This is a genomic window from Actinoallomurus spadix, from assembly GCF_024055725.1.
In the GTDB taxonomy this organism is placed as follows: Bacteria; Actinomycetota; Actinomycetes; order Streptosporangiales; family Streptosporangiaceae; genus Actinoallomurus; species Actinoallomurus spadix.
The window spans coordinates 12768-33440 of the sequence record NZ_JAMXMX010000013.1 but is presented as its reverse complement, the minus strand read 5'-3'; the positions used below and the strand labels follow the sequence as shown (position 1 = coordinate 33440).

General features: G+C 70.4%; 14 protein-coding genes. 1 reads left to right on the top strand and 13 read right to left on the bottom strand.

Going from position 1 to position 20673, the window contains the following annotated elements; genetic code table 11:
- Window positions 1-306: 306 nt before the first annotated feature.
- A complete protein-coding gene (locus NE235_RS20450) occupies window positions 307-1866 on the bottom strand; it encodes a cellulase family glycosylhydrolase (RefSeq protein ID WP_289848947.1) in 1560 nt (519 codons plus the stop codon).
- Between the two features lie 485 nt (window positions 1867-2351).
- On the opposite strand from NE235_RS20450, the gene NE235_RS20445 reads away from it, so the two are divergent.
- Window positions 2352-3578, top strand: coding sequence for a sensor histidine kinase (locus NE235_RS20445; protein WP_289848946.1), 1227 nt, complete (start codon window positions 2352-2354; stop codon window positions 3576-3578).
- An 11-nt stretch (window positions 3579-3589) separates the two neighbouring features.
- Here NE235_RS20445 and NE235_RS20440 read toward each other — a convergent pair whose 3' ends face one another.
- The 12 genes from NE235_RS20440 to NE235_RS20385 all read right to left on the bottom strand — a co-directional run bounded on the left by NE235_RS20440 (window position 3590) and on the right by NE235_RS20385 (window position 20516).
- A complete protein-coding gene (locus NE235_RS20440) occupies window positions 3590-4720 on the bottom strand; it encodes a UDP-N-acetylglucosamine--N-acetylmuramyl-(pentapeptide) pyrophosphoryl-undecaprenol N-acetylglucosamine transferase (RefSeq protein WP_289848945.1) in 1131 nt (376 codons plus the stop codon).
- Window positions 4720-5304: a peptidase gene (locus NE235_RS20435; protein WP_252805333.1), complete on the bottom strand. Its 585-nt coding sequence runs from the start codon at window positions 5302-5304 to the stop codon at window positions 4720-4722. Before NE235_RS20435 ends, NE235_RS20440 begins: the two co-directional genes overlap by 1 nt.
- 58 nt (window positions 5305-5362) lie before the next feature.
- Window positions 5363-5971, bottom strand: coding sequence for a D-Ala-D-Ala dipeptidase VanX (gene vanX / locus NE235_RS20430; RefSeq protein ID WP_252805331.1), 609 nt, complete (start codon window positions 5969-5971; stop codon window positions 5363-5365).
- Window positions 5968-7008, bottom strand: a complete 1041-nt coding sequence (gene vanA, locus NE235_RS20425; protein WP_252805329.1) for a D-alanine--(R)-lactate ligase — start codon at window positions 7006-7008, stop codon at window positions 5968-5970. Before vanA ends, vanX begins: the two co-directional genes overlap by 4 nt.
- Window positions 7005-7994: a D-isomer specific 2-hydroxyacid dehydrogenase family protein gene (locus tag NE235_RS20420; RefSeq protein ID WP_289848968.1), complete on the bottom strand. Its 990-nt coding sequence runs from the start codon at window positions 7992-7994 to the stop codon at window positions 7005-7007. The genes vanA and NE235_RS20420 overlap by 4 nt, the downstream gene beginning before the upstream one ends.
- Window positions 7995-8171: 177 nt before the next feature.
- A complete protein-coding gene (locus tag NE235_RS20415; RefSeq protein WP_252805327.1) occupies window positions 8172-8729 on the bottom strand; it encodes a DUF1990 family protein in 558 nt (185 codons plus the stop codon).
- Entirely contained in the window at window positions 8716-9654 is a 939-nt protein-coding gene (locus NE235_RS20410; protein WP_252805325.1) for a YndJ family protein, read from the bottom strand. The genes NE235_RS20415 and NE235_RS20410 overlap by 14 nt, the downstream gene beginning before the upstream one ends.
- 126 nt (window positions 9655-9780) lie before the next feature.
- Window positions 9781-11070: a Na+/H+ antiporter NhaA gene (gene nhaA / locus NE235_RS20405; protein ID WP_252805323.1), complete on the bottom strand. Its 1290-nt coding sequence runs from the start codon at window positions 11068-11070 to the stop codon at window positions 9781-9783.
- Window positions 11063-12364: an NAD(P)/FAD-dependent oxidoreductase gene (locus NE235_RS20400; protein ID WP_252805321.1), complete on the bottom strand. Its 1302-nt coding sequence runs from the start codon at window positions 12362-12364 to the stop codon at window positions 11063-11065. The genes nhaA and NE235_RS20400 overlap by 8 nt, the downstream gene beginning before the upstream one ends.
- Window positions 12361-14055 carry a right-handed parallel beta-helix repeat-containing protein gene (locus NE235_RS20395; RefSeq protein ID WP_252805318.1) on the bottom strand — a complete coding sequence of 565 codons (1695 nt, stop codon included), beginning with the start codon at window positions 14053-14055 and terminating at the stop codon, window positions 12361-12363. Before NE235_RS20395 ends, NE235_RS20400 begins: the two co-directional genes overlap by 4 nt.
- A gap of 80 nt (window positions 14056-14135) precedes the next feature.
- A complete protein-coding gene (locus NE235_RS20390; protein WP_252805317.1) occupies window positions 14136-17084 on the bottom strand; it encodes a helix-turn-helix transcriptional regulator in 2949 nt (982 codons plus the stop codon).
- 117 nt (window positions 17085-17201) lie between these two features.
- Window positions 17202-20516 carry a right-handed parallel beta-helix repeat-containing protein gene (locus NE235_RS20385; protein ID WP_252805315.1) on the bottom strand — a complete coding sequence of 1105 codons (3315 nt, stop codon included), beginning with the start codon at window positions 20514-20516 and terminating at the stop codon, window positions 17202-17204.
- Window positions 20517-20673 lie beyond the last annotated feature (157 nt).

Genomic DNA, 20673 nt, shown 5'->3' with positions numbered 1-20673 from the left:
CGTTCCTCGCCACGATAGTCACAGAAGGTGACAAATTAGCTACCCATCGAAGGCTGCGCCTCGGTATCCATGCCGCCGCGAGCTCGTCGCCACCCGTACAGGAAGGCGATCGGCGGAGTGCGCGGCCGGGAGTGGACGGCCGAAAGAGTCATGACACTCACACTCGCCTCTTCGCGGCATGCACCGAAGAATCACGGCGAAATAATGAATGGGGAGCAAGAAATTGCGTTGGCCGTAACAGCCGGCGCCGGGAGGGAGTTCCGTGGGGGGGGGGGCCCCCCCCGCCACGCGCGGTCGTCGCGGGGATCAGGACGCGGTGCAGGTGGGGGTGGGGGCGGAGTTGGAACCCGAGTAGGTCGCCTGGAACCCGAATGACGTCGAGGCTCCGGCGCCCAGGCCGCCGTTGAAGGAGGCGTTGGTCGCCGTGACGGCGGCGCCGGACTGGGTGACGGTGGCGCTCCAGCCGTTACCGACGGACTGGTTGCCGCCGAACGACCAGGTGACCTTCCAGCCCTTGGTGGCCGTGGTGCCGGAGTTCTTCACGGTCACGGTGGCGGTGAAGCCGTTGCCCCAGTCGTTGTCGACGTGGTACGAGGCGGTGCACGCCGAGCTCCCGCCACCCCCGCCGTTGCCGCCACCGCCACCGCCACCGCCACCGCCACCGTCGCCTCCGCCCGAGCCGCCGCCGACCGGGTCGAAGGCGGTGGCCTTGGCGGGGGAGAGGTAGGCGTCCTTCGCGGTGTTGACGGTGGTCCAGTCGTCGCCCAGGATGCCGCCGGTGTCCCCGGAGTTGGGGTTCAGGCACCAGAACGTCCACTGGAACGAATCCGTGCCCGTGCCCATGTACTTCACCAGGGCGGAGAGCCACTGCTGGTCGATGGTGGACTGCAGCGTCGTGCCGAACTCACCGACCCAGACCGGCGCGATGTTCTGCTTGAACAGGTAGCCCCAGAACCTGTCCCACACCGCGGGCATGTTGTTCGGATAGTCGGAGGCGTGGAACCACGTCTGGTCGGCCACGCTCGTGGCGTAGTCGTGCGCGGAGTAGACCAGGCGGTTCGCCACCGAGAGGCGGACCGGGTAGGTGCCGGCGCCTTCGAGGTTGCCGCCCCACCAGCCGGAGTCGCCGTTGTAGGTCTGCACGCCCTCCACGAAGATCAGGAGGTTGGAGTTGACCGAGAGCACCGCGTTGCCGCCCCGTTCGGCGGCCAGCCGCCAGTCGGTCGAGGTGTCCCCGCAGCCCCAGCACGCCGGATCGTGCGGCTCGTTGTGCAGGTCGATGCCGACGACCGCGGGGTTGTTCGCGTACCGGTTCGCGATCGCCTTCAGGTTCGCGATCCAGGTCGACTCCGGGACACCGGAGGTGTACCAGAGCGCCGACTGGCCGGAGGAGTCCGGGCGGTGCCGGTCGAGGATGACTCGCAGGCCGATTGAGCCGGCGTAGTCGACGATGTGGTCCATGACCTGCAGCGAGTTGAGGCCCTGCAGATCGGCGTTCTTGCCGCTGGAGAAGTCGATGCCGTTGGGCACCGTGCTCGACTTGAAGATGTCGTCGGAGTACGGCAGGCGCAGGGTGTTGTACCGCAGTGACTTGATCTGGTTCAGGACGTCCTTGTAGTCCCGGCTCCAGAGGCCGTGCACCACGTAGTTCGCCGTCTCGAAGCCGAACCAGTTGATGCCCGCGATGCGTACGGGGTTGCCGGCGGAGTCGAGGATCTGCCGGCCGCTGGTGTGCCAGTATCCGGTGCCCGCGGCGCGTGCCTTGGGAGCGACGGAGACGCCGCCGGTGAAGGTGGCGATGAGGGCGAGGATGAGGACGGCCAGCGGGAGAGATCTGGTTCTCAGGCGTGCTCCATGGGCGAGCATGACACCACCTAACGTCATTCGTGCGGTTCAGACCCCGATGTGCCCCCGACCCACCGGATTATGGGAGCGCTCCCACACGCCCGTCGAGACGACCCTCCACGGCAGGGGAGCCGATCCCCTCCATCCGCGCCGCAGCGATCTCCGCGCCGGCGCCCTCGGGCCGCGCGTACCCGCGATGACCTGCGTGACGATGGATGCGGGGCCCGCGTCCACACCCACCGCCGCCGAGGTGCGGCGGAGGCCGCCGGGCATGAAAGTTTCGTTCCACCGCCCCCACACCCGCGGCGAACTCCGCGAATCCCTCCTCCTATAGCCCGTCCGGCAGCGCATTGAGACCCCACGCTGCGGCATCACCACCCAGGTGACGGCCATATCCGACCTGCGGGACGGCTCATGTCGCCGGCCGAGGCGGCACCGTGTTGCCGGCCTGTACGCGGCGGTTTTCGATACGTCGGCGATATCCCCCCGCTCCTACGATTGAGGGAATGCGTGCGCTGGTCGTCGAGGATGAGGCCTACATGGCCGCGGTCATCCGCGCTGGACTCCGCCTGCCGTCGGCTACCGCATCGACACCGGACCGGACGCCGGGAGCCAGGGAGGCGAACGTGGACAGGGCGCCTGGGTTGAGCGTCCGCCTCAAGCTCACCCTCAGCTACGTCGGATTCCTCATGATCGCGGGCGCTCTGCTGCTCGCCGCCGTGTGGGTGTTCCTCCTACGGGGAAGGCCGAACAGCCTGTACGTCCCCGATCTGTCGGACTTCCTACGCACCTTCGACCCGAGCAGCAATTTCGGCCCCGCCGTCTTCGTCCCGGCCGCGATACTGGTGCTGGCGTTCCTGCTGGTGTTCGGTCTCGCCGGAGGGTGGCTTCTGGCTGGGCGGATGCTGGCCCCGATGGCCCGCATCACCGATGCCACGCGCATGGCGGCGAGGGGGTCGCTCTCTCACCGGATCGAGTTGGAGGGGCGTAAGGACGAGTTCCGAGAGTTCGCTGACGCCTTCGACGGCATGCTCGCGCGGCTCGAAGCGCATGTCGCCGAACAGCAGCGCTTCGCAGCCAACGCTTCCCACGAGCTGCGTACTCCACTTGCGATCACGCAGGCCTTGCTCGACGTCGCTCGCAACGATCCGGGCCGGGAAAGCAACGAGCTCGATGAACGCCTCCGCGTCGTCAACGCCCGAGCGATCGACCTCACTGAGGCACTGCTCCTACTCAGCCGCACTGACCAGCGCTCCTTCGCCCGAGATGACGTTGATCTGTCGCTCATCGCGGAAGAAGCCACCGAAACACTCCTCCCGCTGGCCGAGAAGCATGGCGTCGTCATTGAAACCTCGGGGGACATCACCCCGACCATCGGGTCCCACGCGCTCCTGCTGCAGTTGACCACGAATCTCCTGCACAACGCGATCGTCCACAACCTGCCCGAACACGGCACCGTTCACGTCAGCGCCGTTGCCGGTCCCGAGACGGCCGTGCTCACGGTAGAGAACACCGGCGACAAGCTCAGCCCGCACGTGGTCTCCACCCTCACCGAGCCGTTCCAGCGCGGCACCGAACGCATCCGCAGCGACCACGTAGGTGCCGGTCTCGGTCTGGCGATCGCCAAGAGCATCACCCAAGCGCACGACGGAACGCTCTCGCTCACCCCGCGCGCGGACGGCGGGCTCCGCGTCACGGTACGACTACCCGCGACAGCTCGGCAGGTCTCGTAGGAAGCGGGAGTTCACTCCAAGCCTCGCGAGGCGATACTTCGTTGCTCCGCGACCGCGGTGAGCACGTGCCGGGCCAGGATGACGCCCGCGTCCGGTGCGCCGGCCGCCGACGCGTGGGCCGACATCGCCGCGATCCGCTCGGGATCGGTGAGCACCGGGAGCAGGGTGGTCTCGATCCAAGTCGGGGTGAGGTCGGCGTCGTCGACGAGCAGCGCCCCACCGGCCGCGATGACCGGCTCGGCGTTCAGCCGCTGCTCACCGCCGCGCAGCGGTAGGGGGACGTACGCGGCCGGCAGGCCGACGGCGGCCAGTTCCGCGCACGTCATCGCTCCCGAGCGACAGATCACGAAGTCGGCCGCAGCGTAGGCGTACTGCATCTCGTCTACGTAGGGCATGACGACGTAGGGCGGGTCGGCGGAGTCGTGGTGTGGCGCTTCGACCACGTGCTGTGGCCCGGTGATGTGCAGCACCTGCACGCCGGTCGCTCGCAACGCCGCAGCCGCGCCGGACACCGCGGCGTTGATCGACCGGGCGCCCTGCGAACCGCCGGTGACCATCAGTACCGGCCCGTCGGGTCGCAGCCCGAACCGCCGCCGGGCTGTGTCGCGCAGCGCGGGTCGGTCGAGCCCGGTGATCGCCGGCCGCAGCGGAATCCCGATGGCGGTGGCGTGAGCCAGCCGGACACCTGGCGCGGCGCTGAACACGTGCGTCGTCATCCGGGCCGCCAGCCGGTTGGCCACTCCGGGCCGGGCGTTCGCCTCGTGGATGACGATCGGCAGGCCCTGCCGGTGGGCGGCAAGGTAGGCCGGCATGGCCACGTAGCCGCCGAAGCCCACCACGATCTCGGCCCGGACGCGGTCGAGCACGGCCTCGGCGGCCCGCACCGAGTCACGCAGCCTGCCCGGCGTTTGCAGCAGGGCCCGGTTCAGTTTGCGCGGCAGTGGCGCCGGCGGGATGAGTTCGAGCGGGTAGCCGCGGGCGGGAATGAGCGTGGTATCCAGGCCACGGACGGTGCCGAGGGCGGTGATCTCGGCCGTGGGCTCCAGACGGCGCAGGGCGTCCGCGAAGTTCATCGCGGGCTCGATGTGCCCTGCCGAATGGCCACCCGCGACAACGACGCGCGGTGGCGGCTCGCCTGGCATCACGAAGTCCTCCTGATCAGAATTCCGCGGTTCGCGTGAAACCGTTCGAATACCTGCATGGGCAATGACGCAGAGTCTGAATTGTGGGAGTAGCCCGACGGATTATGGAACCGCACTACACCGTCATCGACCGCATAGACCAGCACGAGGTGGCCGCCACGTTGGGGCGCGTGGGTGTTCGGGTCGCGAATCTCAGGTGATACTGACGCGATCATGACCTGCCCGGGCCGCACCTTCTGGCTGGATACATGAATGGGCGTGTGCTCGACCAGTTCGCAGTGGAATCCGAACTGTGAGCTGACCCAGGCCATGAACGGCCGGTAGATGAGTCCTTGGACCCTGCCGGAGGGCTCCACCACATAGCAGCCCCAGTCGAGGGCCAGCGCGAGGAGTTCACCCATCGGCAGCCGGATGTCGGTCCAGCCCTGCAGCAGGGACTGTAGGCACGCTAGACCGCAGACCTTGCGGGACCAGAATAGGTATTCCTCGCTTGAGCGGTATCCGTCGGAGGCCCAGTCGTGCAGTCGCGATGGATCGGTGCCACCCAGGAAGACCTCCAGCCCCGATAGGCCGGTTCGCCGCATGACGACCTCATCGTTGCGTTCCAGATGTCCCCACTGCGAGATACAATGGAGACCCTGATCACGTGATGGGAAAGTCGAAGTAGACATCAGGATGGGGCTCGTTCCTTAGCGTGTAGTGCCACCATTCGCGGTCGTACGGATCGAATCCGCAGTCCTCCATGATGGAACGGAGGTGCTCACGGTTCTGCGCCTCGGTTGACGTGATTTCGCTAGCTTGATGCCGTGAGATCGGGTCCATGAGGTCATGGCCGCCACCCATGGGGACGAGCTCACCGGTGGCAAGGTGATAGAGGGTCAGGTCGACGGCGCTGCCCCTGCTGTGGCCCGATTTCGCGGCCACATATCCCTTCTTGAACATCTCCGCCCGGTCGATGTTCGGGTAATGTCGCAGTTTGGTCCGGCCATCCTCGGGCTGTTCTGACCAGCGTAGGAAGCAGTCGACGGCGCGTTGGGGGCGATACCCGTCCCAGAGAAGCAGCCCGAAGCCAAGGGAGGCTGCCTTCTCGCGCGCTTGCTCCAGGGCCGCGCACAGGGACCGGGTGCCGACGATACGATTCGCGAGATAGCCGTCGACCGGTTTGCCGGTGAAGTTGTCCCAAGTGGCGTACTTGGCATCCCAGCGGACGCCCGGCACCCAGTCGTCGATGTGGACGAAGTCGTCGTTCATCGCTTTTTCCCGTGCAGTGTCGTCGAGATGAGCCGGTCGATCACGTCGGACAGCGACAATCCCGCGGCGGCCATCATCCGCGGGTAGCGGCTGTAGGACGTCATGCCGGGCATGGTGTTGACCTCGTTGAGCACCACCTGTCCGTCGTCGGTGAGGAACATGTCGACGCGGGCGAGTCCCTTGCAGCCCAGGGCGCGGTAGATGGTCTTGGCGGTCTCTTGGACGAGTCGGCGCGATTCGTCGGAGATGTCGGCGGGAACGACGAACGTCGAGTTCTCCGATCCGGTCTCGGGGGAGTCCTCCTGGTGGATTCTGAAGAATCCGTGCGAGAGGTCGACGCGATCCACCTCGCCGGTGACCAGGCCGGATCGTTCTTCGAGCACCGCGCAACCGATCTCACTGCCGGCCACGGCCTCCTCGATCAAGGCCTTTGAGTCGTACTGGTACGCGGCGCTCAGCGCGCTCGTCAACTCGTCTTCGTCGGTGACTTTGCTGACGCCGAACGATGAACCGGAACGGGCCGGCTTCACGAAGACGGGATAAGGGAGGCGGTCGGGGTCGACCTTCTCGTTCTCCGCGACGACCCAGAAGTTCGGCGTGGCGATTCCTGCGCTCTTGGCGACGGTGTAGGCCAGGGACTTGTCCATGCACACGGCCGAGCCCTGGATGTCGCAGCCGACGTAGGGGATGCCGGAGAGCTCCAACAGGCCTTGGATCGCACCGTCTTCGCCGAGCTTGCCGTGAAGCACGGGGAAGACGAGGTCGAGGCGCACCGTCTCGTAGCCCTCCTGGCCCATGACCAGCAGACCGTGCACGCTGCGGTCAGGTGACAGCGTGACGGGACGGGCACTGCCGTTCTCCCAGTCCGTGGCGGGGCCGTCGCACAGTTTCCAATCGCCGTCGGCCGTGATGCCGATCCAGAACGGCTCGTACTTCTCGGTGTCGAGGTTCCTCGCGACCTCGCGCGCTGACTTGATGGAGACGGGATGTTCCTCGGAGGCGCCTCCGAAGATGACTCCGACCTTCAATCTGCTCATGCTGTTCTCCCACTCTCGAAGTTCAGGCAGTTGATAAGACTGTTCTCGACGATGTCTTTCAGGGCGTGGTCGGTGTCAAAGGCGGAGTGCGGACTGATCAGCACATTCGGCAGGCGCTGCAGCCGCACCAGGGCCTCGTTCTGGAGATTCCTGTTTCGGCAGTCGGCGTAGAAGATGCCTTCCTCGCCTTCGAGGACGTCCAGTGCCGCGCCGCCCAGACGGCCGCTCTCCAACGCCGACAGGAGAGCCTCGGTATCGAGCAGCGGTCCGCGACCTGTGTTGACGACGTACGCGCCAGGTTTCATTCGCTCGATGCGTCGGCGATCGAGGAGATGGCGCGTGTCCGCAGTGAGCGGGGTATGGAGCGTGACGATGTCGCTCTGCTCGATCAATTCGTCCAGAGGTACGTGGTCGGCGCTGACGTGAGACGGCCTGCCGTGGGCTAGCACACGGCACCCGAAGCCTCGCAGCCGGTCGATGACCGCTGTGCCGATTCGCCCCGTTCCGACCACGCCCACGGTCAGGTCCCGCAGCTCCTTACCGCGGGTCTCATTCAGTCGATAGTCATGAGAATCGGTGCGGCGGATGGTGGATTTCGCGTGGCGCACGGCCATCAGCATCAACATCAACGTGTAGTCGGCCACGCTGCCCGGTGAGTAGGCGACGTTACCGACCGAGATGCCGACGCGCTCGGCGTACTCCAGGTCGATGTGGTTATAGCCGATGCTTCTGGTGGAGATGTATTCCACGCCTGCTTCGCTGAGTGCCAGAAGCGCGGGTTCGGTGATCTGAGTCTTGTGGTTCACGCTGATGCATCGGTTGCCACGTGCCAGTTCAGCGTTGGTCTCGCAGACGGCGGCCTCGGTGATGGTGAGCGACAAGCCGAGGCGCGCCCCCATCTCCTGGAACAAGGCGGCTTCTTCCTGGCCGCATCCGAAGACCGCGATTCCTGTCGTCGGGATTGACGAGGAAGATGGCTCGGCCATCGTCCGGGCGCGACGGCCCGTGGTCGCTTCGCTGTGAATCAGACCCAATTCGCTGGAGGGCATGTCTCAAGTCAAGACAGCGCCGTGTTGTCAGCACGTATGCAATTCTCGATACGCGGACGATATGCGCCCTGAGCTGACCGTGCAGAGCGACCCCCTGGGCAGGGCGCACATCGGTTACTTCCCCGGCATGACCGAGTCCGAGGCGAGGCGGCGCAGCGCACGGCCGCAGGCCCAGGCGTACGCGCGCTGCAGCAACGGCGCGACGGGCCCCGCCAGGCGCATGATCCGGCGGGCGGGCCTGCTGAAGGCGGTGACCGTGAACCACACCGCGTCGTCGTCATCACGTTCGACGACGAAGCACTCCTCGCCGCGGGCCGGGTGTCCGGGCAGGGTCCCGTACCCGAAACCGGCACGGCGCTCGCCGTCCTCGGTCCAGATGATCCGGCAGGGCGCGACCAGGCGCAGCGGGCCGATCCCGAGCGAGACCTCGACCCGATCGCCCGGCCGGACCCGGGTACAGGCGCCGCCGATGCGCGCGCCCGCCGCCCGGTGCATCCGCCACTCGAGCAGGTCGTCGGCCGCGGCGCGCATGATGTCCGGTCCGTGGCCGATGAGCGTGCGGTACCGCAGGTGGTGGTAGCCGGGTGGCAGCGGGCCCTCCCGCGTGGCGCCGACCTCGGCGTACGTCGGCTCGGAACGGTCGGAATGGTCCGGACGGTCATCCTGTCGCATGGGAGCCTCCGGGGACCGCGACGGGGGAGGGGAACGGCCGCAGGCGCCGCCAGGCGAGGACGCCGCACAGCGCGAATCCGAACGCGTTGAGGACGCCGTGAGTGGCGGCCATCCAGGCGATCGGCAGGTGCGGCAGCCCGGTCGCCTCGCCGAGCGCCCAGTCCAGCGCGAGCAGCATCGTCACGGCGAGCACGGACGCGGAGAGCGCCAGCAGGCCCCGTATGACCGGGTCCGTGCCGGCCCCGCGTACGTCCCGCCAGGTCAGCCAGCCGACCAGCCACATGCCGGCGGTCAGGATCGCCGCCCCGGCCAGCTGGACCCAGTCGCCGGCGAAGAACCCGGCGAACACGACGGCGGTGCCACCGGGGACGGTGAGCGCCGCCGCGCGTGCCGGCGCGCTGTCGCCCTCGGCCCGGCACACCAGGCCGGCGATCAACGCCGCCGCGAAGCCCGCGAAGTGGAAGTGCGCCTCGGTGAGCCGCAGTGTCTCCAGCCGGAACCCGAACAGCCGGAACCCGGACCGCTCCGCGACCATGGCCGTGCTGGCGATGGCCGGCGTGACGAGGGCGGTCAGGAAGGCCAGTTCGCGCGGGAGAGGTGAGCGGCCCGGCGGCGGACCGGAACCGGCCGGTGGGGCGGCGGGCCGTCCGGGTGCTTCCCGGGGTGGCCGGCCGCGGAGGATCCGCCGGGGTGCCTGGAGGGCCAGCGCCGCGGTGAACAGGGCGTAGACGCCGGCGAGGACGCCCGCGGTCGCGCCGCGCGGCAGCACTAAGGCGATCACGCCCAGTGCCGCGCCCGCCGGCCACAGGGTGCGCAGCCGCGTGAGCTCCGGACCGTCCATCAGGGCCAGTCCCATCGGGACGACGACGAGCATCCCCACCGCGACCACGATGTCGACGAGCACGATCATGTCGATCGACCCCACTAAGTTTTGAACGTGTTCAACGCGAGGCTCACCCTACACCTCGCCTCCGCCGGGCCACCGCGGGGCCTCCGCCCGCCGAGGCGGCTCCGAGAGCGGTGGTATCGCCGGGGGCGGCTGAGACGGACCCTAGGGCCGCCGGTGAGCGTCCGGGCCGCCGTCGGCGCCCGCGTCGCGGCCCTCCGCCTCCCAGAGCGCCCGGTAGACCCGGTTGCGGCGTCTGACCAGCAGCGCGGCCACCACCGCGGCCGTCACCGAGCCCACCAGGACGGCGGCCTTGACGTGCTCGACCTGGCCGGGATCGGTGAAGGCGAGCTCGCCGATGAGGAGGGCGACGGTGAAACCGATCCCGCCCAGCGCCGCCAGGGCCACCACGTCGGCCCAGGCCAGACCGGGACTGAGCCGGGCCCTGGTGAAGCGGGCCGCCAGCCAGGTCCCGGCGACGATGCCCGCGGTCTTGCCGGCCACCAGGCCGAGGACCACGCCGAGCAGCTCCGGGCGGACGAAGATCGCACCGATCGCGGGAGCGGAGACGCGCACCCCCGCGGCGAACAGGGCGAACAGTGGCGCGGCGACGGCGGCCGACACCGGCCGCAGCAGATGCTCGGCGCGGTCCGCCGGCGAGGCGTCCTCACCGGCCCGCCGATCGGGGCGGGCCCGCAGGATCAGTCCCATCGCCACTCCGGCGACGGTCGCGTGCACGCCGCCCTTGTAGGTCAGCGCCCAGATGACCGTGCCCAGCGGCACGTACCACCACCAGCCGCCGATCCGGTAACGCTGCAGCAGGTGGAAGACGACGAGGCCGGCGCCCGCGCCGGCCAGGGCCGGTGGGTGCAGACCGGCGGTGAACACGATCGCGATGACCAGGATCGCGCCCAGGTCGTCGACGACCGCCAGGGTCAGCAGGAAGGCCCGCATCGCCGCGGGCAGATGCGTGCCGAGTACCGCCAGGACCGCGAGCGCGAAGGCGATGTCGGTGGCCATCGGCACGGCCCAGCCCTTCATGCTGCCGCCACCGATTCCGGCGACGGCCAGGTAGACGGCGGCGGGGACCGCCACACCGCCCGCCGCCGCGACCACGGGCAGCGTCGCGGTGGACGGGGTACCCAGCTCACCGGTCACCAGTTCGCGTTTCAGCTCGATGCCGGCGACCAGGAAGAAGATGGTCAGCAGCCCTTCGGCGGTCCAGTGCGCCACCGACATGTCCAGCCCCAGCGGCGGGATCCCGACGTGGAGGTCGCGGACGCGGGCGTACGAGGCGCCCCACGGGCTGTTCGCCCAGACCAGCGCCACCGCGGCGGCCACCAGCAGGATCAGTCCACCGGTCGTCTCGGTCCGGAGGATCCGCGCCACCGTCGCGCGCTCGGGCCAGGGCGGGAGCCCGGGGAACGTCACGCGCTCGCGCCGGTCGTCACCCATCAGGCCGGGCTTCCGGGGTCCGGGCCCGCCGGCCCTCCGACGCGATGATCGTTCCGGCGGCGCGCCAGCCGCCGGCGAGCGCTCCCTGCGCGGAGGGGCTGTCGCGGTGGTCGCCGGCGACGTACCGGCCGTCGCCGAGCGCCACCGGCCGGCGCAGGCGGCCGAGGGGCGGTGCGGCGTCGGGCAGCGCGTGCGGGATCCGTACGGTCGCCAGGTGCTCCCAATCGCCGGTCGCCGTGCCGTAGACCCGGGCCAGTTCGGTCCGGATCGCGTCGTGGTCGGCGTCGGGCGCGGCGACCGTGGTGGCGACCAGGTGCCGGCCCGGCGGGGCGTAGGCCGGCACGGCGTTGCTGACCACGATGGTGTTCGCGATGGACGGGCCGCCGGGCCGGCGGGCGCCGTCGCCGTCCAGGACGAGGGTCGCCTCGTCGAGCGGCGGTTCGGGGGCGGCGTGGTAGACGGTGGTCAGCGCGTGCGTGCCCGGCAGGGGAAGTTCGGGCAGCAGCCGGGCGGCGGTGACCGGGTCGGTGGCGACCAGCACCGCACGCGCCCGTACCGGCCCGGACGGCGTGTGCGCGACCGTGCCCAGCAGCCGCTCCACCGGTGCGCGCAGCCGGATCCGGTCGGCCGGCAGCGGAGCGGCGATCGCCGCCGGCACCGCCCCCACGCCCGTGCGCGGCAGGCCGAGGCGGCCGTGGACGAACGACCGGACGATCATCGCCAGGGCGTGGCTGGAGGTGCCCAGGGCCGGGTCGGCGAGAACCCCGGAGAGGTACGGCCGGACGAGACCCTCCAGCATCGCGGGGGAGAGCCCGCTCATCACCTCGGCGGCGGTGGTCTCCGGCTCCCTCAGCAGCCGCGCCGGGGGCAGGGCGGCGTACCGGGCGATGATCGCGGCGAGGCGGATCCGGTCGGCGACGGTGCCGATGCCGCGGGCGGCCGACGCCAGCGTCCCCGGAACCCCAAGGGGGTCGCGCAGCGGGTGGGCGTAGCGTTCCAGGCGGTCCCCGTGGCGGACCAGCACCCCGGCGCGGAACCAGCCCATGTCCAGCGTCGACAGGTCGACCAGGGCGGTCAGCCGTGGGTACGCGGTGTTGACCACCTGGAAGCCGCGGTCCAGCAGGAACCCGCCGGCCACATCGGTGACCACCCGGCCGCCGACGCGGTCGCCGGCCTCCAGGACGAGGAAGTCGACGCCGTCGCGATGCAGGTGCCGCGCGGCCGCCAGCCCCGCCAGCCCGGCCCCGATGACCAGGACGTCGGTGTCCGTCCGCGCTCCCCGCCCGGCGATCACGGTGGAGGGCCGCCGGAGTCTTCCAGCCCGGGATTCTGGTACCAGCACCCCTCGGACGGGACGGTGTCGAAGCGGCTGGTCCCCTCGGCGTTGCCCAGGAGGTCGTTGTCGTGCACGAACCCGGCGTGGCAGTCGCCGGAATCGGTGATGACCAGGCCGTGGGTCTGGGTCTTGTCCGGTTGGCTGTCCCAGGCCCGGTTGCCGCAGATGGTCGCGCTGTCGGTGTCGGCGGCCAGCCGGATGCCCGCCCGGACGCCCGGCGCGTCCGGCAGCCGGTACCGGGCGCCGGACGGCGGAGGGCCGTCGGTCCACGCGGTGGGCGATCCGGGGCGGATCGGGGCGAGCTTGAGCTCCGTACGGCTGTTGCCCGCCACGATCGCGCACTGGCCGGCCACCGTGACGCGCTTGCCCTTGTGCCCGTTGGGCCGCCAGCGCGCCGTGGTGTCGACCACGGACAGCGGCGTGTAGGACACCCCGTCCCCGTCGCCGTCGTACCCCTGTTCGCACCGCCGGCCGTTGTTGCGGAACCTGTTGCTGGTCACGGTGGGGTCGATGAGCGCCGAGTCGACGGTGATGCCGTCCAGGCCGTTGCCCCAGAACTCGTTGCCGTCGATGATCACATCGGCGGCCACCGCCTGCCGGCCGCTGTCGAGGTTGTGCTGCCAGTACCCGTAGCGGCCGTTGCGGCTGATCCGGTTGGCGGCGAAGGTGTAGGGACCCGGGGTGTTGCCGATGGCCACGCCGTCGCGGATGTTGTCCTCGATGATGCAGCCGGTGACGACGCCGCCGCGTCCGGCGACTCCTGAGGGGCCGAGGGCGGAGACGTCGTAACCCGCCTGAAGGTTGGCGAGCATCGTGCAGCCGGACACGACGAGCCCGTCGGCGCCCCAGTCGGAGATGCCGAACCGGTTGCCCTCGGTGTGGCAGCCGATGACGCGGATGCCGCGGGTCGCGGGCCAGCCGGCGTCCTGCAGTTCCACGAAGATGCCGTTGGTGCCGTTGCTCACCGCGGTGCAGGACGCGATCGTGCAGCGTTCGATGGAGCCCCAGCCGCCGATGCCGATGCCGATGCCGGCGCCGCCCATCGACTCGCCGGGGTCGAGCCGTCCGCAGCGGACGGCCAGGACGTTCTCGACGAGGGTGTCCTGCAGGAAGTCGCAACCGAATCCGGTGCTGGGGACGTCGTGGATGTAAAGGTCCCGGAAGATGCCGCGCAGCACGAACTGCAGCCCCAGCCCCTTCGAGTAGGGGTCGTACTCCTCCAGGTACACGCCGGAGCCGTCGATCTCGAAGCAGGCGAAGGTGCAGTCGGCGATGTGCCGTCCCCTGCTCGCGCCGTGATTCTCGATGGTGAACCAGGCCAGCGGGGTGGAGACGGTCCGGTCGGCGGGGTTGGCCAGCAGGAACCGCGTCGCGGATCGGCCCGCGCCGATCAGGGACACTCCGCTCCGCCAGTCGGTGGCCCGGTCGCGGATCGAGTACCGTCCCGAAGGGCAGTAGATCGTCCGGGGCTGCCCGTCGGCGGCGCAGGCCGCTCCGAGAGTGTCGACCAGCGCTTGCAGCGCCGGCTGGTCGTTCGTGACGCCGTCACCGGTGAGACCGTGCTCACGGGCGTTGTAGACGTACGGGTCCGCCCAGGGGAAGGACGTCCCGGGGTGGCCACCGCCGGTCGATGGATCGGGGCCTGACATGCTTCATCTCTTTTCCGCACGCGGGCGGTTCTCCGGGAGAGCGGCAGTCTGAGCCGCTCACTGCATCCGATTCCCTCGCTCTAGGGTGAGAAACGTAGATCGTCCGGAAGTGGCTTCAAGGTGCAGCCGTGACTCCCGGGGGGACGTTCCGCCGCCCGCGAACTACGCGGCCGGGCCGCGGCGGCCCTTGGCACCGAGCGGCCCGGACAGCCCGGCCAGCCGTCCGGGCTTACCAGGCCGATCCGGTATGCGAACACCACCGCCTGCACCCGGTCGCGCAGATCGAGCTTGGTCAGGATTCGAGAGACGTAGGTCTTGACGGTCTCGTGGCTGATCACCAGCGCGGCGGCGATCTCGGAGTTGGACAGCCCCGAGGCGAGCAGGGTCAACACTTCCCGCTCCCGGTCGGTCAGCGCGGCCAGCGACTCATCCGCAGGCTCCGAATCGGCCACGCGCGAGCGGAGCCGCGTGGCGGCGGACCGGGGCGGGCGCACACCACAGGCGGAGAGCTCACGGGCGGCGCGTTCCGCGAACGCGGCCGCTCCCATCGCGGAGAGCTTCTCGTAGGCGATGCACAGCTGAACTTGGGCGTCGCCGCGCCTTGTCTCACGGCTCAGCCACTCGCCGTAGACCAGGTGCGCCCGGGCGAGGTAGGCGGCGGTGTCGGTCCGGGCCAGCCGGTCGATCGCCTCTCGATAGAGGTCCTCGGCACCGGAGCCCTCGGTCAGCAGGGCACGCGCGTATGCCTGCAGGCCGAGGGCCAGGTCGGTGCCGCTCGCGTCGGTCCGCTCGACGAACTCCCTGAGCACGGGCTCGGCGAGCCGGTGCCGTCCGGTGCGCGCGGCGGCCTCGATCAACTCGGAGGGGACGAACGAGAAGAAGCCCAGCCCGTCGTCCGCGCAGACCTCGGTGGCCGCCTCATAGGCGGCGTCGTAGTGGCCGAGTCCGTTGTAGAGCACCGCGTTGGCGCCGTCGATCACCGAGAGGTTGTGGCCTTCGCCGCGCTCGCGCGCCGGGGCGGCGACCCGCTCGGCCAGGGCGGCCGTCCCCTTCTGGTCACCGCGCCACGCACGAAGCGCCAGGTCGCCGAAGGGCGGGCCGGTCTGGTTGCCGGTGACGTCGATCGCGAGCGCCTCCGCGATCAGCGCTTCGGCGGCCCCGAACTCCCCGGAGAGGACATGTGCGTAGGCACGGTAGTGCAGCGCGCTCGGCAACGTGAGCAGCGTGCCCGCACGCCGGTTGAGCCGTACCTGCCGTTCGGCCAGGGTGCGCCAGCCGTCGTGATCCCATAGGTCCATCGCCATCGCGCAGGCCAGCGAGAGCCAGTTGTATCGCCAATCCGTCTCCGTCTCCGCCAGGAAGGCACCGACCGCCCTCCGCAGCGGAGGTATGGCCGCCACGTGGCCCTTTGTAGCCCGTGTGATCAGCGCCTCCAGCAAAAGATCGGACAGCGTCGGGGACTGGGCGGGAGCGTCCTCCAGCATCGTCGCCAACCGGCGGGCGGTCTCGGCCTCCAGCCCCGGCGGCCCGAGGCGGCCTGCGCGCATGGCGACGACGTATGCCTCGATGGAGATCTGGCGGGCCATCGGCCGGTCGTACGCCTCCAGCCGCCGTGCTGCCTGGAGCAACGGCGCCGGATCCTTAACGCCGGGCCCGCTGTGGATGGAGATCTGGGCGGCCAGCAGTTCGATGAACGCCTGCCGCCGATCGTCGCTCGGACCCGCTTCGGCGGTGGCCAGCAGGGCGGCTGCGGCCCCTGGGGCACCGGCCCAGTAGTGGTAGCGAGCCGCGCTCAGCGCGCGTTCGGCCCGGTGATCCGGATCGGCGGTCAGGGCCGTTGCGCGTTCGAGGAGACCGGCGGCGGCGGCGATGCCGCCACGGGCCGAGGCCCGGGCGGCGGCGTGCTCCAGCTCGGCCGCGATGTCCTCGTCGGGCAGGAGCACCGATTGAGCGCGATGCCACGTCCGGCGATCCGGGTCCGCGACCGGGTCGGTTGCCTCGGCGAGCGCGCCGTGCGCGGTGCGGCGCTCCTCCGGTGACGCGGCCCGGTAGATGGCGGACCGGACCAGCGGGTGCCGGAACCTCGTGCGGACGCCGATCTCGAGCAGGCGCGCGGCCTCCGCCGGGCCCGCCGCATCGGCCCCGATGCCGAGCCGTTCCGCCGCCCGCCACAGGAGCACCGGATCGCCGAGGGGCTCGGCGGCCGCCAGGAGGAGCAGCCACCGGGCGTTCTCGGGGAGGGAGGCCAGGAGCTCGCGGTAGCCGGCCTCGACCCGCGCGGGCACCGGTGGCGTCGTGAGCAGGTCGAAGTCGCCGGTCAGCTCCGCCGGTCCCATCGTGCGCGGCAGTTCGAGCAGGGCCAGCGGGTTGCCGCGCGCCTCGGCGAGGATCTGGTCGCGAATCCGCTGATCCAGCGGCGTATGCGACGCGGAGGTCAGCAGGGCCAGTGCGTCTTGGCCGCCGAGGCCGGTGAGCGTGAGCACGGGCAGCCCGTCGAACGTGGCGGTCTCTCCGGTGTCCCGGGAGGCGATCAGGAACGCGATCGGGTCGTGCTCGACGCGGCGTGCGACGAAGGCCATGACCTGTGCCGAGGCGTGGTCGAGCCACTGCCAGTCGTCGATGACGCAGACGATCGGCTCCTCGCGAGCGGCGGCCGACAGGAGACCGAGCACGGCCAGGCCGACCCGGAACCGGTCCGGCGTCGCGCCGTCGCTCAGCGCGAAGGCCACCTCCAGCGCGGTCCGCTGCGGGCCGGGCAGTGCCTCCAGCCGGGTGAGCAGCGGCCGGCACAGGTCATGCAGGCCGGTGAACGGAAGCTCGTTCTCGAACTCCCTGCCGACGGCCCGGAGTCGCCGCAGACCGGGCACCCGGTCCAGCGCCCGTTCGAGGAGTTCCGTCTTGCCGATGCCGGCCTCGCCTCGGATCACCAGCGCCCCGCCTCGTCCGGCCGACGCGGAGTGCAGGGTTCGATCGATCGCTGCCAGTTCTGCCGTACGAGACAGGAACGGGCGGGAGCCCGAAGAGATCACATTTGAAGAAGATAGTGCCAATGTGACTTTTAGGTGACGGGATGTCACGTTTCAGGGGTCAGCGCGATGTGGTTCCGGTGCCGCCCGGGGAGCGGAGCGCGCCCGGGCGGCACCGGATCAGCGCGGGCTGGGGGTGTTCGCGGAGGGCAGGTCCTCGGGGAGCAGGAGGCGCAGGTCAGCCACGCCGGGCGACCGCATCCGGCCGAGCCGCCTCGCCTGGTGGGTGATCATCGTCTCCAGGAGCTGGCGGATGAGACGGGCGTTGCCGAAGGTCCGGTCCCGTGGCAGGGCGTCGAGGTGGTCGCGCAACACCGCGAGCGTCCCGGGAGCGCATTCGTAGCCGGCCGCCGCGGCCTGGTTCTCCATGATGGTGACGAGCTCGTCGGTGCTGTAGTCCTCGAACTTCACCTGCCGCGAGAACCGGGAGGCGAGCCCGGGGTTGGAGTTCAGGAAGCGCCGCATCTCCTCGGTGTAGCCGGCGACGATGACCACCACCTCGTCGCGGTGGTCCTCCATCAGCTTCAGCAGGGTCTCGACCGCCTCCCGGCCGAAGTCGTTGGACGCCCCCTCGGGGGTCAGGGTGTACGCCTCGTCGATGAAGAGCACACCGCCCAGCGCGCGCTCGAACACCTCCTTGGTGAGCTGCGCCGTGTGGCCGACGTAACGGCCCACGAGGTCGGCGCGCGCCACCTCGATGAGCTGACCGCGCGGGAGCACTCCGAGGCTGTGCAGCAGCTCGGCGTAGAGCCGGGCGACGGTGGTCTTGCCGGTGCCGGGCGATCCGGTGAAGACGAGATGCCGGCTGAGCCGGGGCACGGGCAGCCCGGCCGCCTCCCGCTGCTTGGCCGTCGCGAGGAGGTCGACGATGTCCTTCACCTCGCGTTTCACGCCGGCCAGGCCGACCATGTCCCGCAGCCGGGCCAGCAGTGTCTCGCGCTCCGCGCCCACCGTGTCCTCCATGGCCGCGGCGTCGCTGACGTCCTCCGGCATCAGCAGGGTGAGGTCGCTCTCGGCCGGGTCGGTCATGGACGCGAGCCGGAACGCCTGCCGCTCGATCATCTCCTCGAAGACGAGACGCGCGGTACGGCCGTTGCCGAAGGTCGCGTCCCGCGGCATCCGCTCGAAGTGCGCGGCCAGCGCCTGCCGGGTGGTCGGGTGCAGCTCGTAGCGGTGGCTCTCGCAGAGCCTCTCGGTGATCGTGACGAGCTCGTCGACCGAGTAGTTGGTGAACTCGATGGTCCGGCTGAACCGCGAGGCCATGCCAGGGTTGGCGGACAGGAACGCCTGCATCTCGGCGGTGTAGCCGGCCGCCACCACGACGACCTCGTCGCGGTGGTCCTCCATCAGCTTCACGAGCGTGTCGATGGCCTCGCGGCCGAAGTCGTGCGCGTTGCCTCTGCCCTCGGTGACGAGGGTGTAGGCCTCGTCGATGAACAGGACGCCACCGAGCGCCTCGTTGAACGCCTCGGTCGTCTTGATGGCCGTGGCGCCGACGTACTGGGCGACCAGGTCGGCCCGGGAGACCTCCACCAGATGCCCGGAGGGCAGCAGGCCGAGGGAGGCGAGGATCCCGCCGTACAGCCGGGCGACCGTGGTCTTGCCGGTGCCGGGCGGGCCCGCGAAGATCAGGTGCCGGCTCATCGGCGGGACCGGCATGCCGAGCCGGGCCCGGCGCTGCGAGAGCTGGTTCAGGTTGACGAGCGCGCGCACCTGCCGTTTCACGCCTTCGAGCCCGATGAGGGACTCGAGCTCCTCCAGCGGCCCGGAGGGTGCGGGCACGCGGGTGTCCTTGCCGTCCGGCGCGCCCGCGGTCTCCGTGGCGACCTCGTCGCCCCAGGAGTCGGGGACGGCGTTCCCGGAGCCGTCCAGGTCGCGCACGGTCAGCCGGCCGGGGCGGGACTGCCGCAGCCCGGCACCGCGGTTGTCGCGTACGGCACAGCCGGTGACGGTGACGGCCTCCACGGTGTCGACCCGGACGCCGTCGCCGACGCTCCCGGTGATCTCGCAGTCCGCGAGCGTGGCCCGCGCGCCGGCCGTGAGGAGCACGCCGTGGGCCCCGGAGCCGTCGATCCGCGCCCGGGTGAGGTTCAGGTCGCCGCCCTCGCGTACGACCACGCCGGAGGCGTCGCTCCCGGAGATCGCGCAGTCCTGGGCCAGGCCGATCCCACCGGAGTCGACGGCGATCCCTGCGTCGCCGGGGGAGCGGAGGTCGCAGTCGTGCAAGGAGACGTTGCCCCCGCCCGCGATGCGCACGGCGGCGCCGCCGGCCCGCTCGACGACGCAGCGCTCCAGCCGCCCGCGTCCGTCGCTCGTGACCTCGACGCCGGTCCCGCCGGGCGCGGTGATCGTCGCGTTGCGAATGAGCGGGTTGGCGCCGGATCGGATGGCGATCGCCGTGCCGGCGGCGTCCACGACCTCCAGCCGGTCCAGCTCCGCGACGGACTCCTCGGTCAGCAGGACGGACGCGGACGCGTCGGCGCACTCGCGCACCGTCGCGGCGATCAGCGTCGGCGAGCTGGACCCCGCGACCCTGATCGCGGGCGCGGCCGACCCGGCGAACTCGCATTCCTCGAACGTGCCGCGCGAGCGTTCGGTGACGGACAGGCCGCTGTTCTTCGTACGGGCCGTCCGGCAGCGCCGCAGCAGCGGATCCGCGCCTCCGACCAGCACGATGCCGGAACCGGCGGTGATGTCGGTGACCGTGACCTCCTCCAGCTCCGGGCGCGCCACGCTGGTGACGTACACGCCGGTCGCGCAGTCGCGGACGCTCGTCCGCACGATCCGCGTGGCGCTGTCGCCTTCGAGGGCGATGGCCGGCTTGGAGGTCGTGGAGATCTCGCAGTCCTCGATCACGCCCTGGGCCTCGCCGTTGGCGAGCACGCCGTTGCCGCGGGCGTCCCGCAGCCGGCAGCCCCGGATCCTCGACCGGGACTTCTCGCCCAGCACGACGGCGGAGGTGCCGAGGTTCTCGATGAGACAGTCCTCGATGACGCTGGCCGTGTCCGCGGTGTCGACGATGCCCGCGCCATCGGCGTTGGTGACCCGGCAGCCGCGCATCGCGAGCGAACCGGACCCGCGGGCCAGCACGGCCGTCCAGCCGGACCCGGCCACGGTGCAGCCCTCCATCGCGACCTGCCCGCGCGCGGCGTCGACGACCGGCACGTCGTCGCCGCCACCGCGCAGCGTGAGGTCCGTGAGCATCACGGCGTCCGCCACGAGCATCACCGCGGTGCCGCTCCGTGGGCAGATCTCGACACTGCCCCGTTCCCCGTCGGCCACGATCGTGACCCGGGTCCGGATGAAAAGGCTTTCGGGGTATCGGCCGGGCCGGATACGGATGACCGACCCGGTACGTGCCGCCGCCAGCGCCTCCTCGATCGTCCGGAAAGCACCCGGCTCCTCCGGGGAGACAGTGAGCAACTGCCGAGACACGCTGAACCCTCCTTGGGGCGGTGGGGGTGTCGACGAGACCACCATCATGCCGTTCGCGCGGGCCGCTTGACACCCTCGCCGACGAGCAGTGTGACCAGCGAGAATACTGGGCTCGTCCGACAAGAGAACGACAAGATCGGGTCTCTACGCTAAGCGC

What these genes read in the sequence shown, in the direction of transcription:
- NE235_RS20450 (WP_289848947.1), bottom strand. Translation starts at nt 1,866, where the DNA reads ATGCTCGCCCATGGAGCACGCCTGAGAACCAGATCTCTCCCGCTGGCC.
- NE235_RS20395 (WP_252805318.1), bottom strand. Translation starts at nt 14,055, where the DNA reads ATGTCAGGCCCCGATCCATCGACCGGCGGTGGCCACCCCGGGACGTCC.
- NE235_RS20435 (WP_252805333.1), bottom strand. Translation starts at nt 5,304, where the DNA reads ATGCGGCGAACCGGCCTATCGGGGCTGGAGGTCTTCCTGGGTGGCACC.
- nhaA (WP_252805323.1), bottom strand. Translation starts at nt 11,070, where the DNA reads ATGGGTGACGACCGGCGCGAGCGCGTGACGTTCCCCGGGCTCCCGCCC.
- vanX (WP_252805331.1), bottom strand. Translation starts at nt 5,971, where the DNA reads ATGAACGACGACTTCGTCCACATCGACGACTGGGTGCCGGGCGTCCGC.
- NE235_RS20415 (WP_252805327.1), bottom strand. Translation starts at nt 8,729, where the DNA reads ATGCGACAGGATGACCGTCCGGACCATTCCGACCGTTCCGAGCCGACG.
- vanA (WP_252805329.1), bottom strand. Translation starts at nt 7,008, where the DNA reads ATGAGCAGATTGAAGGTCGGAGTCATCTTCGGAGGCGCCTCCGAGGAA.
- NE235_RS20440 (WP_289848945.1), bottom strand. Translation starts at nt 4,720, where the DNA reads ATGCCAGGCGAGCCGCCACCGCGCGTCGTTGTCGCGGGTGGCCATTCG.
- NE235_RS20420 (WP_289848968.1), bottom strand. Translation starts at nt 7,994, where the DNA reads ATGGCCGAGCCATCTTCCTCGTCAATCCCGACGACAGGAATCGCGGTC.
- NE235_RS20445 (WP_289848946.1), top strand. Translation starts at nt 2,352, where the DNA reads ATGCGTGCGCTGGTCGTCGAGGATGAGGCCTACATGGCCGCGGTCATC.